This is a genomic window from Streptococcus mitis (assembly GCF_003942775.1).
GTDB classification, from domain to species: domain Bacteria; phylum Bacillota; class Bacilli; order Lactobacillales; family Streptococcaceae; genus Streptococcus; species Streptococcus mitis_CN.
This window is the reverse complement of sequence record NZ_RJNX01000001.1, coordinates 253,443-266,689: the sequence shown is the minus strand read 5'-3', so window position 1 is coordinate 266,689 and position 13,247 is coordinate 253,443. Positions and strand designations below refer to the sequence as shown.

Sequence of the window (13,247 nt, the reverse complement as noted above, 5' to 3'; positions counted from 1 at the left end):
GCTTGCTTTATCTTTATCAAACACTTCCAGTTGCTTCAACTGATAATAGTAAGTTGAGAGAGCTAAACGTGCTGTTTCAAGAAGTAAATCTAATCGAAATCCTCCTGAAACCATTTCTCTATCTGTTTCTGCCTTCCTCGCCCTAGTGCTTCGTCCCTTTCCTTCAATTCTTTTAACTTTTTTAGGTAGGCCACCTTGGTACGTAAGCATTCATTCTCCTCTTGAAGTCGCTCTAGTTCTGTCATTTTTTCCCAAGGTTTCTTCCGTTTTCTTCCCATTTTAGCTGGTCTCCCTCTTGTTTTTTCAACAATAGTATCCCCGTTTTTCTTGTATTGTGCTAGCCAATTTGTCAACAGTGAACGATCGGGTAAAGCATAATCTAAGGCTACACTTTTTTGTGAATAACCTTCAAGCATAACTTTCTTAACTATTTATTGTTTTAATTTCGGGAAATAGTGACGATTCTTCCCCTTTTTTACGATTTCTATTTCATAACGGTCAATTAATTTTAACATATACTTTAGACCAGAAGCATTCACACCAAATCTATTTAAAAGCTGTTTGAATTTTTGGCCTTGCTTTCTAAGTTCATAGATTTGAACTTTATCATCATAAGTTAATTTCATAATAAAAACACCCCAAAAGTTAGATTTTTTCTGTCTAATTTTTGGGGTGCAGTTCATTACAGGTGGTTTTCTTTTGCTATTCTCATCTTCTCTTCTTACGGTATCTCTCATATGGTATAATGGAGAAGGACATTCTTTCTGTTTGGCAAAAATTCGAAGACAGCTATTGGGGCTATCGTTGGGCTCGCTTGGGGAACGCTTAATCTTATCGGTTCTGTTGTTGCACCAGAATTTAAAAAGTCAGTTTATGACAAAGCTAAAAATTTAGCTTATGGTGCTGTAGACGTGGTAGAATCAGGAGTGGAATCTATCGGGAAAGGAATCCACCAGGGCTTGGAGACTGTCAAAAGTGTGGGCAAGAATGTTTCTGATTTTTTCAATGGTGGTCTGAAGGCTGCCTCATCCTTGTTTGGATAATAGGAGAGAATAAATGGATAAGATACAAAAAGATATTAATGATGCACTCGATCCAACTCGAAGATTAAACTTAGTAAAGATAATTTTTGTAGCGCCTTTTTTTTCATTGATGATTATGCTTGGGACATCTTTACCGATAAACCTATTTCGAATGGCTAGTGAAGCTGGACATGAACTAGTTACGCAATTGACATCAGTTGAAAAAGGTCTCATTCCCCCAGATAGTTTCTTTGGTTTTCTATTCTTGTTTTGTTGGTGTTATTTTATTTGTTGTTATATCATTACGAAAAGAAATCGCATTAAAGCCTATTTAATGACTCAGATTTTTCAATTATTTTTGCTCGTAATTTTATATTATAGTTTGTTTATAGCCGCCTTGTATCTAATCCCTCTAGTAGCAGTTCGTATCGTCTACTGGATTGGATTTGTCTTATCTCTGATTTACCTTATTTATATTCTCGTTACAAAGCAGCGTGCTAGTAAGGATTATTTCTCCTCAGAGTATTATAAAAAGTTTTTAAATGTTATTTTATTCTTATGGTTGTTGATGTATGGCATCAATCTCTTTACCCATGGGCTTAATCATTTCCTAGCGTATCTCTTGCTTGCTTTGTTGCCAATTTCACCTATTTTATTAGGACTATTTTTGGTATCATTTTTCAAGTCCAATGTAGTAACGCTAGAAAACTTGAATGCAGTCAATAAAAATCAAGAGAAATACCGTGAAGAGTATGGATATACCATCGAAGAATGGTATGGAAAGAAGTCAAAAATGTATAAGGAACATGTTAAGAAGTCTAAAAAGAAATAAAGGTTTGTATAATTTTTATTAAAAGGAGAAAAAATGAAGAAGCTGTTTGTTATAATTTTATTGTTAATACTTGGAGGTTGCTCTAATGGAAAGGAAGCAGGGGGAACAGAGAAAAGTACACGCGATACAGTTGTAAATAAAGAGAAAGAATTGAAATTTGTAGTAGCACCACAATATGAAGGTCAAACGTCGGATTTAATTGAACTTGGAAAAAAATTGACTAAGGAACATCCCGAACTAGGTAGTAAGGGAAATATGGCTATCTACTTTACAGGAGCAGTCTCAGATGGTAGGGCAGCACTGATGCTCGTCAATAAAACTGACGTAGATATCAAAAAAGATTTGGAGTTTTCACTAAGCTGGTCCTATGATGGCAAAACTATTTTTGAGAATCAAAAGATTAGCTATACTATCAAGGATAGTGGTGAGTTACCTTCTTACACAACTACATTAATTTTGTTACCACTTAACTCAGAACAAATGGAAAGTGTTGACTCGATGTCAGATCCATCCAAGATGACACTTTCAATCTCTGATGTGAAGAGCGTAGAATAAGATAGGAGTTGAATGTGACAACAGAAACCATTTTATTTTTATTTGCTACCATCGTCATCCTTTTATCTTTGATCTTTTTATCTGGTACATATCTCTACCTTTATTTTCGGGATAAAAAGATGGTACGTCTTGCCAAATCGTCTGTTAAGGGAACGGTTGTGGGCTATAGTAATTTTCAGGCTGGGAATCCTCCGATTGTTGAATATACGGTTGACGGAACTACTTATAGCAAGCCATTACGGTATTTTATAATCAAAACGATTTCGCTTCCATGGGGGCCTGTAAAAACATCTGATAACTTTACAAGAGAGGACATGTTGGCAAATTCCCTAACCTTTTATCGTAATTCTTTTATATCGTTTAATAACTTAATGCGAACGCATTTTCCAGTCTATTCAACGATGACTGTATGGTATGATCCTGAAAAACCAAACAGGGCTTATGTAGAACGATACTGTGGGATTAACAAGCTTTATAAATGGTTTGGCATCGGTAGTGCTATATTGTTAATCATGACCTATGCTATTGTAGTACTTGCTTATTTGTTAAAGAGATGAGGTATAGATGTCAAAAGTTTGTATAGATGTAGCAGAAGAAATGAACCTAAGTATATCAGATATTCAGATGAAGTAGGAGAACTATATGACAGATTTGAAGCTTTATTTTTTGTTGCTATTTGCACTTTTATTACTCTGTTCATTTGTATTTTTCTTTTTCCGTTATTTTTACAAAAGAGAACTAAGGATTAAAAATTTATCTACTGCATGTATTGAGTGGGTTGGGAAATGTATCAGTCGAACAGATTTGTCAAAAAGTATATCCTTCATGTTAGGAGCTTATAGAGGATATGCTGGAAATGTTTTATAGATATCCCAGTTTATTTTAAGAGTTATCCTTTATCTGTAACGGATGCAGCTAAGGATGTCTTCATAAAATATATATGAAATTGGTGAAGGCTTGCAAACGATAGGAGTGGAGTTGATGGTAAAGAAAAATAGAAAAAATAGAGCAATGATTACTAGTAGACAACGAGAAAGATACCACGGGCCTTTGATCACACAGGGTGTCAGTTTAGGTTATATTAAATTATATCCATGGATTGCTTTAGCATTAACTGGTTTTCTGTATGTGGGTGGAACTTATGAAGACAATCTAGGCATCTTTAAAGGACTTTCTTTGTTTTGCGGTGTTGTGAATATATTAGGTATTATCATTTCTTTTATTCCCTATTTGGTAAACGCATGGAAGGCTTTAACATATTATTTGATAGCCCTTACAGTGTTAAGCTTAGTGATAGTTACAAATTTTATTTGTTTACTAATAGTTATTTCAGACGGTAGTTCTATAGGAGCTAAGGAGATATATCAATCCCCTCTCACTCCATTTTATGTAATATTGATGATGTTCCTTTTTATCTTTGCTTGTGGCCTCTATGCTTGGTACTATATCCCAAAGAATCAAGGGAAAGTCTGGGCCTTTAATCAAGTAAAAGGAGGAAGTAGAAAGAAAACATGGTGGAATAATTTTGCTACAGCTTTTGCTGGGGCAACAATCATTCCCGCCCTTCTAACAGGTTATATTCAGATTGTTTTTGGTGTTTTATTGGGAATTTTGTTGACCTTGACGCTACCAGCTGTTATGGTAGATGCGATTTATGCAGCTATTTATGTAAAAAAGCACCCTGATAGTGATGAATTAGTTTAGCCAACAAATATAAATGAGTATGTAAAAAAAGGAGAAAATAATGAAAAAAGTTCGAAAAATTCAAATGCTGATGGGAGTTATACTTTCAGTTTTAGTCGTCTTGATAGTAGCATCGATCTTCTTATTTAGATTTAATGGAAAGAAAGATTCAAAGNAAGTATCATCAACGGTTTCTGTTAAAGATAGCAGAAGTCAGGCTAAAAGCGATAAAGATACCAAAGTTAAAGAGGAGGAGATACATAAACTCAAGGATCAACTGACTGATTTAGACACCAAGATTACTGAAGCAGAAGCACTTGTTAGCAAGCTAAAAGAAGAAACTGCTGTTCCGAAACTGGATATTGAATCACTAAGAAATAATGATTTATCTAGTTTGAAAGGTACATGGCGTACAGCTTCCGGTAATGAATATGTTATTAATGAGTCTGGGGAAATGCGTTCCTCTTGGCTGTCGAATGGTCAAAAGAATGAATCTATTGTCGAATTGAAAGCATCAGGTGGAAAAAATAGTCAAAATCCAGAAACAGTTTTTATTAGTGCTTGGGTAAAAGATTCAGTTGCTGGAGGTTTTATTGTAGTTGCAATACCTAGCGGTATTGTCTTAGAGTCCGCTGAGAATGGAAAATTTACTGATAAGTCAAATCCTGCTGAAGATAGACTTGTGGCTGGACAAAGTTATGTTAGTATGCTTATGAAACCAGAAGATGTTTATTATCGTGTTAAACCAGATACTAGTAAACTTGAGGAAGAGGGGAAGAATTTAGCTCAACTACAGGCTGAACGCGAAGCAATCAAAACTTCTCTAGAATCTAAGGAAAAGAAAAATACGAACTAGAAAAACTAGTTTAGAATCTAACTTTCGATTGTTTTAGTTCAGAGATACTGTTGCAATCACTAGAATGAAGAAGCTGATTAGGGCTTCTTTTTCTTTCATTTTAACTATTGAACCATTTAGACCGAGATAGAGACCAGATAGACAAAAGAGCTTGTTCTTGAAATTAACCTCTGCTATAATGATTTTTGTAAGGGACGTGAGGCGTCACTATCAGATAACTCAAGTTCATAAAAAAGAAATTGGAGATAAAAAATGAAAAAATTATTAGGGATTGTATTTTTAGTAGCAGCAGCGACAGTAGTGTATTTTGGTTCTGTTGGATGGCCAAGTTTAAATGTCAACCTCTGGTCATTGATTCCGGTAGGGCTGTTCCTCTTTTTCACACTAGAGAATCTTTTGAAAAAAGACTACAAGGCTAGTCTGATGTGTTTGATTATTGCCTTTATTATTGCGAATGCAATTTTGGACCTTTTGCCAATTTCAAGTGGCTTGGTAATTGGAGCGGGTGTGCTGGCTTGTGTAGGTATTGGTTATCTCTTTCCTGATAAAGAAGGAAAATAAGAATTATTAAAAAAGATATAAAGAAAAAACACTTCAATCATTGTATTTTAGCTTGATTGAGGTGTTTTCGATTTAGTTTTTTATTTCTGAGCCATCAATTCAACAATCATCTCGATATACATGACAAGGGTTAATAAGAATCCTGCACGCCAGAAGAATTTGATGAATTTAGGATAGTAAAAACTGCGTTTTTTCAGAAGGAAGAAAAAGACGAGAATAATGGCTAGGACTGAGAGGGCTAGGCCCAGTCTAGGGAGGAAATTATGGGTAAAGGTTTTAGCTGTAATAAGGTAATACTCAAATACCAAGACTGGAAAAGCCAAATCCGCAAAGTTTCGTCCTAGTTTTTTTAATCTAAAAAGTTTGGTTATGATAATGCAGACTACTAGAGTCAGTATCAATAATAAAATAGATGCTAATTTCATTAAAATCATATCCATATTGTATCATAAAAAATCGCTAAAGGAAACGAGAAACAGAGGAATTTATAGGAAAGTCAGGCTTTTGAGATTGTAGATGTTTTTTGTTATAATGAAAGTTATGAAATCTTATAATACCTTGAATGATTATTATCGAAAACTATTTGGAGAAAAGACCTTTAAAGTCCCTATTGATGCGGGGTTTGACTGTCCCAATCGTGATGGGACTGTGGCTCATGGAGGCTGTACTTTTTGTACGGTTTCAGGTTCTGGAGATGCTATCGTAGCACCAGATGCGCCTATCCGTGAGCAATTTTATAAGGAAATTGACTTTATGCACCGTAAGTGGCCGGATGTTCAGAAGTATCTGGTTTATTTTCAAAATTTTACCAACACCCATGAAAAGGTGGAAGTCATACGAGAGTGCTATGAGCAGGCTATCAATGAGCCAGGTGTGGTCGGAATCAATATCGGAACGCGACCAGACTGTTTACCAGACGAAACTATCGAGTATTTGGCTGAGTTGTCGGAACGCATGCATGTGACGGTTGAATTAGGCTTGCAGACCACTTATGAAACAACCTCTGATCTAATTAACCGTGCCCATTCCTATGAGTTGTACGTGGAAACGGTCAAGCGTTTGAGAAAGTATCCCAAGATTGAGATTGTTTCCCATCTTATTAATGGCTTGCCTGGTGAAACCCATGAGATGATGATTGAAAATGTCCGTCGCTGTGTAACGGACAATGATATTCAAGGGATTAAACTGCATTTGCTCCACCTTATGACAAATACTCGTATGCAACGAGATTACCACGAAGGACGTTTGCAGTTGATGAGTCAGGACGAGTATGTCAAGGTCATCTGCGACCAACTAGAAATCATTCCCAAGCATATCGTCATCCATCGAATCACAGGAGATGCACCTAGGGATATGCTGATTGGGCCTATGTGGAGCCTCAATAAATGGGAAGTGCTAAATGCTATTGAAACTGAAATGCGACGTCGTGGAAGCGTTCAAGGATGCAAGGCTGTAAAACAGGAGTTTGAAAATGAAAAGACCACTTGAGATGGCACATGATTTTTTGGCTGAGGTAGTAACCCAGGACGATATTGTAGTGGATGCGACTATGGGAAATGGTCATGACACGCTTTTTCTAGCCAAGCTAGCCCAGAAAGTCTATGCTTTTGATATTCAGGAGCAAGCCTTGGAAAAGACCAAGGAGCGTTTGGACCAAGCTGGAATAACAAATGCCCAGTTAATCTTGCAAGGTCATGAGACACTGGACCAGTTTGTGACAGAAGCCAAGGCAGGGATTTTCAATCTGGGCTATTTGCCGTCAGCTGATAAGTCTGTCATCACCCAACCTCAGACAACTATTGAAGCATTAGAAAAGCTGTGTGGCTTACTTGTCAAAGGGGGACGGATTGCTATCATGATCTACTATGGTCATGAAGGAGGCGACCTCGAGAGGGATGCTGTCTTGGATTTTGTGAGCCAGTTGAACCAACAAGAGTACACAGCTGCCATTTACCGAACTTTAAACCAAGTAAACAACCCACCATTTTTAGTAATGATTGAAAAATTAGAGAGATATAGACATGGATAAACAATACCTACGTGAAAAGCTGGATGCCATGCGCCAGAATTTTGTTGAGTCAACCCACCACGAACGAGCGGTGGGCGTGCTAGACCAAGCGCATATGAGCAAAAAAATGCTTAAAATCAAGAAAAAATTAGTTGCTCTTGAGATGGAACGGTGCCAGAGAAAAATTGAGCACAAAGACTGTTCCAAGATTGACCAAAAAATCAAAGAGCAGAAGGAGATATTTGAATCTTGTTGTAAAAAAGATTAAGGAGGAAGTGCGTGGAATTACTGATTTACCTCATCCTATTTTTACTGGTCTTGATTGTCTCAAGTACAACCAATAAGCTCCTGCCCTTTTTGCCTCTCCCTTTGGTGCAAATTCTTTTGGGAATTGTGATTGGTCTCTTTTTACCCAATACCGACTTTCACCTCAATACAGAGTTGTTTTTGGCACTGGTTATTGGACCCTTGCTTTTCCGAGAGTCGAAGGAAGCAGATATTACGGCTATTTTAAAACACTGGCGAATCATTGTTTATCTCATATTTCCAGTGATTTTCATCTCGACCCTGAGTTTGGGTGGCTTGGCCCACCTTCTTTGGTTCAGCCTTCCTTTGGCAGCTTGCTTGGCTGTTGGGGCAGCTCTTGGCCCTACGGACTTGGTGGCTTTTGCTTCTCTTTCGGAGCGGTTTAGCTTTCCTAAGCGCGTGTCTAATATCCTTAAAGGTGAAGGACTTTTGAATGATGCTTCTGGCTTGGTTGCCTTTCAGGTAGCTTTGACAGCTTGGACAACTGGAGCCTTTTCCCTTGGGCAAGCGAGTAGTTCGCTCATCTTTTCAATCCTAGGCGGTTTTTTGATTGGCTTTTTAACAGCCATGACCAACCGTTTCCTCCATGGTTTCTTGCTAAGTGTGAGAGCAACGGATATTGCCAGCGAACTTTTATTAGAATTGAGTTTGCCCCTGGTGACCTTCTTCCTGGCAGAAGAAGTACACGTTTCTGGGATTATTGCCGTTGTAGTTGCTGGGATTTTAAAGGCAAGCCGTTTTAAGAAAATTACGCTCCTCGAAGCCCAAGTGGATACGGTGACCGAGACGGTCTGGCATACAGTGAACTTTATGCTGAACGGTTCTGTCTTTGTGATTTTAGGGATGGAGTTGGAAATGATAGCAGAACCTATCTTGACCAATCCAATCTATAATCCTCTGCTCTTGCTGGTATCTCTTGTCGCTCTTACCTTTGTCCTCTTTGCCATTCGTTTTGTCATGATCTATGGCTACTATGCCTATAGGACCCGACGCCTCAAGAAGAAACTGAATAAGTATATGAAGGATATGCTTCTTTTGACCTTCTCAGGTGTTAAGGGAACGGTGTCTATTGCTACGATTCTTCTGATACCAAGTAATCTAGAGCAGGAATATCCAATCTTACTTTTCCTTGTCGCAGGGGTGACGCTTGTCAGTTTTTTAACAGGTCTCTTGGTCCTGCCTCATCTTTCTGATGAACAGGAAGAAAGCAAGGACTATCTCATGCATATTGGCATTTTGAATGAAGTGACGCTAGAGTTGGAAAAAGAGTTGGAAGACACCAAAAATAAACTTCCCCTCTATGCGGCTATTGACAATTACCATGGACGTATTGAAAATCTCATCCTGAGTCAAGAAAATAAAGGGGCTCAAGAAGACTGGGAGGCCTTGAAACTTCTTATCCTCAGTATTGGAAGTGATGGTTTAGAGCAGGCTTACGAAGAGGACAAGATGAGTGAGCGTGCCTATCGAGTCTACCAACGTTATTTGAAAAACATGGAACAAAGTATCAATCGCAAGTTTGCGTCACGATTGACCTATTATTTTCTTGTTTCCTTGCGGATTTTACGTTTTCTCCTTCACGAAGTCTTTACTCTTGGCAAGACCTTCCGCAGTTGGAAAAATGAAGAATCACAGAAACTCAGAGCTCTTGACTATGACCAAATTGCAGAGCTCTATCTAGAAAATACAGAGATGATTATCGAAAGTTTGGAGAACCTTAAAGGGGTTTACAAGAGTTCTTTAATCAGTTTCATGCAGGATTCTCGTCTCCGAGAAACAGCTATTATTACCAGTGGTGCCTTTGTCGAACGGGTTATCAACCGTGTTAAGCCCAACAATATCGATGAAATGCTGAGAGGCTATTATCTGGAGCGCAAGTTGATTTTCGAATATGAAGAAAAACGATTGATTACGACCAAGTATGCCAAGAAGTTACGACAAAATGTGAATAACTTAGAGAACTATTCTCTGAAGGAAGCTGCCAATACCCTGCCTTATGATATGGTGGAATTGGTAAGAAGAAATTAGTTAATACTCTTCGAAAATCTCTTCAAACCACGTCAGCGTCGCCTTACCGTACTCAAGTACAGCTTGCGGCTAGCTTCCTAGTTTGCTCTTTGATTTTCATTGAGTATAAGATTGTAAGTGAAGGAGTGTGACATGAAAAAGTGGTGGAAAGAGCTGATAGATAAGCCTTTATTAAAAGCTTTTTTGCATTATTATCAAGCATCAGATAGTGAGTTGACCAGTGTTGCTGTAGCCTACTATTGGTTGATTTCGATTTTTCCACTTCTTTTGGTGGTGGTTAATATCCTCCCTTATTTTCGGATTCCAGTTTCTAATTTTTTAAAGGTTGTCAATGAATTCTTGCCGGAAAGCATGTATGATGTGGTGGCAAAGATTATTACAGAAGTGCTGACCCAACCGTCAACAGGCTTATTGAGTTTTGCGGTTTTATCAGCCCTCTGGACCTTTTCAAAATCCATGAATTTCCTACAGAAAGCCTTTAATAAAGCTTACGGAGTAGCAAAAAATCGTGGAATGATTTCCCATCAGCTTATGAGTTTGTTTGTCAGTTTTGGTTTGCAGATTCTATTTGCCTTAGCTCTATTTCTTAGTGTCTTTGGTCGCATGCTTCTCAACCTTATCAAAAGCTATTGGAAATCGGATAGTCCTCTCTTTGATTATCTGCAAGACCTAACAGGCCCTTTGGTCTATGCCTTGATTTTTGCCATCCTGGTCATGCTTTATTATTTCCTGCCCAATGTTAAGGTGCGAAGGATTCGCTCTGTATTGCCAGGTAGTGCCTTTGTCTTGTTGACTCTGGTCTTACTGCTCAATATCTTTTCAGTCTATGTCAACAATTATGTCAATCATCTAGTGGACGTCCGTTTTTTCAGTTCCGTCGTCGTGGTGGTCATGATGTTCTGGTTTATTCTCATCGCTAAGATTTTGATTGTCGGCGCGGTGATCAATGCCAGTGTTCAGAGTTTGAAAGATCCGAGCTTTAGAATAAATTAATTTCATTTTTTATCCATTACAAAACGCATACTATCAGGTTTTATAAAACCTTGATAATATGCGCTTTTTGATTGTGAAAATTAATAGATAAACATGGCATCACCAAAACTAAAGAAGCGGTAGTGTTCTTGAATGGCATGGTGATAAGCGTCTAAGATTAATTCACGGCCTGCAAAGGCAGAAACCAACATGACCAGAGTTGATTTTGGCAGGTGGAAGTTGGTTGAGAAGGCATCCACGATCTTCCATTCATAGCCAGGTTTGATAAAGATATTGGTCCAGCCAGAATCTGCTTGGATTTGCCCATCAAACTTGGAACCAATAGTCTCTAAGGTGCGGATAGAAGTGGTTCCGACAGCGATGACGCGACCACCATTTTCCTTAACAGAGCGAAGGGTGGCAGCAGCTTCCTCAGAAAGCTGGTAGAATTCTGAGTGCATTTCGTGTTCGTCCAGATTGTCAACTGAAACGGGTCTAAAGGTTCCGAGTCCGACATGAAGAGTCAGATAGACTAGATGAACACCCTTAGCTTGGATTTCTGCCAGCAATTCTTTGGTGAAGTGAAGACCAGCAGTAGGTGCAGCAGCAGAGCCACTTTCCTTGGCGTAAACAGTTTGATAGCGTTCACGGTCATCCAGTTTTTCATGGATATAAGGCGGTAGCGGCATTTCACCCAGACTTTCCAAAACTTCTAGGAAAATTCCTTGGTATTCAAAGCGGACAATGCGGCCCCCGTGAGTCAATTCTTCCGTAACAACAGCGCTGAGACGGCCATCACCAAAGCTAACGCGAGTGCCGACCTTGAGGCGTTTGGCAGGTTTTGCCAGAACTTCCCACTCGTCTCCACTAGTGTTTTTAAGGAGGAGAAGTTCCACATGGCCTCCTGTCTCCTCTTTTTGACCATAGAGGCGGGCAGGGAGAACTCGGGTGTCGTTCATAACAAGAGCATCACCAGGTTCCAGCATATCAATAATAGAGTGGAAGTGTTTATCCTGCATTTCTCCCGTCTCACGGTTGACGATGAGGAGTTTAGAGGCGTCCCGTTTTTCAAGAGGCGTTTGGGCAATCAATTCCTCGGGTAAGTGGAAATCAAAATCAGCTGTATTCATATATTTGTTCATTCTTTCTAAGTTCTAATCTTATCCATTATAACATGTTTCAAGTATAGTCGCTCTTTTTTTGAAAATTAAATCGTTTTTACTTGACAAAAATTGGTCTATACCATATAATAAATATAGATTAAAGCGGAGGATGAAAAGATGAAAGTCATTAAAGTTGAAAACCAAATCGAAGGTGGAAAAGTTGCTTTTGAGATTTTGAAGGAAAAAATAGCCAACGGCGCTAAAACCCTAGGACTTGCGACTGGAAGTAGCCCACTTGAATTTTACAAGGAAATTGTTGAGAGTGACCTTGATTTTTCAAATTTAACCAGTGTGAACCTTGATGAGTATGTAGGACTTGATGGAGATAATCCACAGTCTTACCGTTACTTCATGCAAGAAAACTTGTTTAACCAAAAACCGTTTAAAGAAAGTTTCTTGCCTCGTGGGGTTAAGGACAATGCTGAAGCTGAAGTTGAACGCTACAACCAAGTTTTGGCTGACCATCCAGTTGACCTCCAAATTTTGGGAATCGGTCGCAATGGACATATCGGATTTAATGAACCCGGTACTCCATTTGACAGTCAAACTCACCTTGTAGAACTTGACAAGTCTACTATTGAAGCAAACGCACGTTTCTTTGACAAGATTGAAGACGTCCCAACTCAAGCCATTTCAATGGGGATTAAAAATATCTTGGATGCCAAGTCAATCCTTCTATTTGCTTATGGTGAGTCGAAAGCAGAAGCCATTGCAGGAACAGTGTCTGGCCCAGTGACTGAGAACCTACCAGCAAGTAGCCTCCAAAATCACCCTGATGTGACCATCATTGCAGATGCTGAAGCGCTCAGCTTGTTAGAAAAATAAAAAAATGAACTCTTTCAGTTTCTCTATTTAATTGATGCTTTCAAGACTTGAATAAATGGCAAAAAAATCAAAATTAAACCGGATTTTTTCTTGACAATTATTCCTTTTACGTGTAGAATAGAATAGATCTTGAACTTGAAGGGAGTGAAAAAAATGTCTAAAACAGTAGTACGTAAGAATGAATCTCTTGACGACGCACTTCGTCGTTTCAAACGTGCGGTTACTAAAGCTGGTACTCTTCAAGAAACACGCAAACGTGAATTCTATGAAAAACCTTCTGTAAAACGTAAACGTAAATCAGAAGCAGCTCGTAAACGTAAAAAATTCTAATTAGAAATGAAAGGCTGGAGAAATCTAGTCTTTTTTCTTTTAATACTCTTCGAAAATCTCTTCAAACCATGTCAACGTCGCCTTGCCGTACTCAAGTACAGTCTGC

Annotated in this window: 16 protein-coding genes and 1 pseudogene; 14 read left to right on the top strand and 3 right to left on the bottom strand. The window is 38.5% G+C overall.

The genetic code is table 11. The features are described 5' to 3' along the window. Positions 1-6 precede the first annotated feature (6 nt). Positions 7-626 (bottom strand): annotated as a pseudogene (locus D8848_RS01385) (IS3 family transposase); the annotation flags it as partial. Between the two features lie 430 nt (positions 627-1,056). On the opposite strand from D8848_RS01385, the gene D8848_RS01375 reads away from it, so the two are divergent. The 7 genes from D8848_RS01375 to D8848_RS01345 all read left to right on the top strand — a co-directional run bounded on the left by D8848_RS01375 (position 1,057) and on the right by D8848_RS01345 (position 5,509). Further along, on the top strand, positions 1,057-1,854 hold the full coding sequence (locus D8848_RS01375) for a hypothetical protein (RefSeq protein WP_084888581.1): 798 nt from the start codon (positions 1,057-1,059) through the stop codon (positions 1,852-1,854). Between the two features lie 33 nt (positions 1,855-1,887). Further along, a complete protein-coding gene (locus D8848_RS01370; protein WP_125393062.1) occupies positions 1,888-2,409 on the top strand; it encodes a hypothetical protein in 522 nt (173 codons plus the stop codon). A gap of 14 nt (positions 2,410-2,423) precedes the next feature. Beyond that, positions 2,424-2,966 carry a DUF3592 domain-containing protein gene (locus D8848_RS01365; RefSeq protein WP_084888577.1) on the top strand — a complete coding sequence of 181 codons (543 nt, stop codon included), beginning with the start codon at positions 2,424-2,426 and terminating at the stop codon, positions 2,964-2,966. Positions 2,967-3,051: 85 nt separating this feature from the next. After that, the gene (locus tag D8848_RS10840; protein ID WP_084888575.1) at positions 3,052-3,276 is read left to right on the top strand and encodes a hypothetical protein; all 225 of its coding nucleotides are present in this window, start codon (positions 3,052-3,054) and stop codon (positions 3,274-3,276) included. 114 nt (positions 3,277-3,390) lie between these two features. After that, complete coding sequence (locus D8848_RS01355; protein ID WP_125442895.1) at positions 3,391-4,113, top strand: hypothetical protein; 723 nt, start codon at positions 3,391-3,393, stop codon at positions 4,111-4,113. Between the two features lie 40 nt (positions 4,114-4,153). Continuing rightward, complete coding sequence (locus tag D8848_RS01350; protein ID WP_185756832.1) at positions 4,154-4,948, top strand: DUF6287 domain-containing protein; 795 nt, start codon at positions 4,154-4,156, stop codon at positions 4,946-4,948. 252 nt (positions 4,949-5,200) lie between these two features. Next, the gene (locus D8848_RS01345) at positions 5,201-5,509 is read left to right on the top strand and encodes a hypothetical protein (RefSeq protein ID WP_033686795.1); all 309 of its coding nucleotides are present in this window, start codon (positions 5,201-5,203) and stop codon (positions 5,507-5,509) included. A gap of 80 nt (positions 5,510-5,589) precedes the next feature. Here D8848_RS01345 and D8848_RS01340 read toward each other — a convergent pair whose 3' ends face one another. Continuing rightward, on the bottom strand, positions 5,590-5,949 hold the full coding sequence (locus D8848_RS01340) for a DUF3397 domain-containing protein (RefSeq protein WP_004236494.1): 360 nt from the start codon (positions 5,947-5,949) through the stop codon (positions 5,590-5,592). Between the two features lie 91 nt (positions 5,950-6,040). On the opposite strand from D8848_RS01340, the gene mnmL reads away from it, so the two are divergent. From mnmL to D8848_RS01315, 5 genes are all read left to right on the top strand, one after another. Continuing rightward, entirely contained in the window at positions 6,041-6,997 is a 957-nt protein-coding gene (mnmL, locus tag D8848_RS01335) for a tRNA modification radical SAM protein MnmL/YtqA (RefSeq protein WP_125442894.1), read from the top strand. Beyond that, entirely contained in the window at positions 6,981-7,538 is a 558-nt protein-coding gene (gene mnmM, locus D8848_RS01330) for a tRNA 5-(aminomethyl)-2-thiouridylate-methyltransferase MnmM (protein ID WP_185756831.1), read from the top strand. The genes mnmL and mnmM overlap by 17 nt, the downstream gene beginning before the upstream one ends. Then, complete coding sequence (locus D8848_RS01325; RefSeq protein WP_000361085.1) at positions 7,531-7,785, top strand: hypothetical protein; 255 nt, start codon at positions 7,531-7,533, stop codon at positions 7,783-7,785. Before mnmM ends, D8848_RS01325 begins: the two co-directional genes overlap by 8 nt. 11 nt (positions 7,786-7,796) lie before the next feature. Beyond that, complete coding sequence (locus D8848_RS01320) at positions 7,797-9,851, top strand: cation:proton antiporter (RefSeq protein ID WP_125442892.1); 2,055 nt, start codon at positions 7,797-7,799, stop codon at positions 9,849-9,851. A gap of 132 nt (positions 9,852-9,983) precedes the next feature. Beyond that, a complete protein-coding gene (locus D8848_RS01315; RefSeq protein ID WP_125442891.1) occupies positions 9,984-10,844 on the top strand; it encodes a YihY/virulence factor BrkB family protein in 861 nt (286 codons plus the stop codon). An 80-nt stretch (positions 10,845-10,924) separates the two neighbouring features. Here the strand turns inward: D8848_RS01315 and queA are convergent, their stop codons facing one another. Next, positions 10,925-11,953 (bottom strand): tRNA preQ1(34) S-adenosylmethionine ribosyltransferase-isomerase QueA, encoded by a 1,029-nt coding sequence (queA, locus tag D8848_RS01310; RefSeq protein WP_125443006.1) that lies wholly within the window; start codon positions 11,951-11,953, stop codon positions 10,925-10,927. Between the two features lie 150 nt (positions 11,954-12,103). On the opposite strand from queA, the gene D8848_RS01305 reads away from it, so the two are divergent. Together D8848_RS01305 and rpsU are read left to right on the top strand one after the other, a co-directional pair. Continuing rightward, positions 12,104-12,811: a glucosamine-6-phosphate deaminase gene (locus tag D8848_RS01305; protein WP_049499531.1), complete on the top strand. Its 708-nt coding sequence runs from the start codon at positions 12,104-12,106 to the stop codon at positions 12,809-12,811. A 153-nt stretch (positions 12,812-12,964) separates the two neighbouring features. Continuing rightward, the gene (gene rpsU / locus D8848_RS01300) at positions 12,965-13,141 is read left to right on the top strand and encodes a 30S ribosomal protein S21 (protein ID WP_000048054.1); all 177 of its coding nucleotides are present in this window, start codon (positions 12,965-12,967) and stop codon (positions 13,139-13,141) included. The last annotated feature ends 106 nt before the right edge of the window (positions 13,142-13,247 follow it).

Excerpts from the sequence above, each read along its gene's own strand:
- D8848_RS01375 (WP_084888581.1), top strand. The coding sequence starts at position 1,057 with ATGGATAAGATACAAAAAGATATTAATGATGCACTCGATCCAACTCGA.
- D8848_RS01370 (WP_125393062.1), top strand. The coding sequence starts at position 1,888 with ATGAAGAAGCTGTTTGTTATAATTTTATTGTTAATACTTGGAGGTTGC.
- D8848_RS10840 (WP_084888575.1), top strand. The coding sequence starts at position 3,052 with ATGACAGATTTGAAGCTTTATTTTTTGTTGCTATTTGCACTTTTATTA.
- D8848_RS01355 (WP_125442895.1), top strand. The coding sequence starts at position 3,391 with ATGGTAAAGAAAAATAGAAAAAATAGAGCAATGATTACTAGTAGACAA.
- D8848_RS01345 (WP_033686795.1), top strand. The coding sequence starts at position 5,201 with ATGAAAAAATTATTAGGGATTGTATTTTTAGTAGCAGCAGCGACAGTA.
- D8848_RS01340 (WP_004236494.1), bottom strand. The coding sequence starts at position 5,949 with ATGGATATGATTTTAATGAAATTAGCATCTATTTTATTATTGATACTG.
- mnmL (WP_125442894.1), top strand. The coding sequence starts at position 6,041 with ATGAAAGTTATGAAATCTTATAATACCTTGAATGATTATTATCGAAAA.
- mnmM (WP_185756831.1), top strand. The coding sequence starts at position 6,981 with ATGAAAAGACCACTTGAGATGGCACATGATTTTTTGGCTGAGGTAGTA.
- D8848_RS01325 (WP_000361085.1), top strand. The coding sequence starts at position 7,531 with ATGGATAAACAATACCTACGTGAAAAGCTGGATGCCATGCGCCAGAAT.
- D8848_RS01315 (WP_125442891.1), top strand. The coding sequence starts at position 9,984 with ATGAAAAAGTGGTGGAAAGAGCTGATAGATAAGCCTTTATTAAAAGCT.
- queA (WP_125443006.1), bottom strand. The coding sequence starts at position 11,953 with ATGAATACAGCTGATTTTGATTTCCACTTACCCGAGGAATTGATTGCC.
- D8848_RS01305 (WP_049499531.1), top strand. The coding sequence starts at position 12,104 with ATGAAAGTCATTAAAGTTGAAAACCAAATCGAAGGTGGAAAAGTTGCT.
- rpsU (WP_000048054.1), top strand. The coding sequence starts at position 12,965 with ATGTCTAAAACAGTAGTACGTAAGAATGAATCTCTTGACGACGCACTT.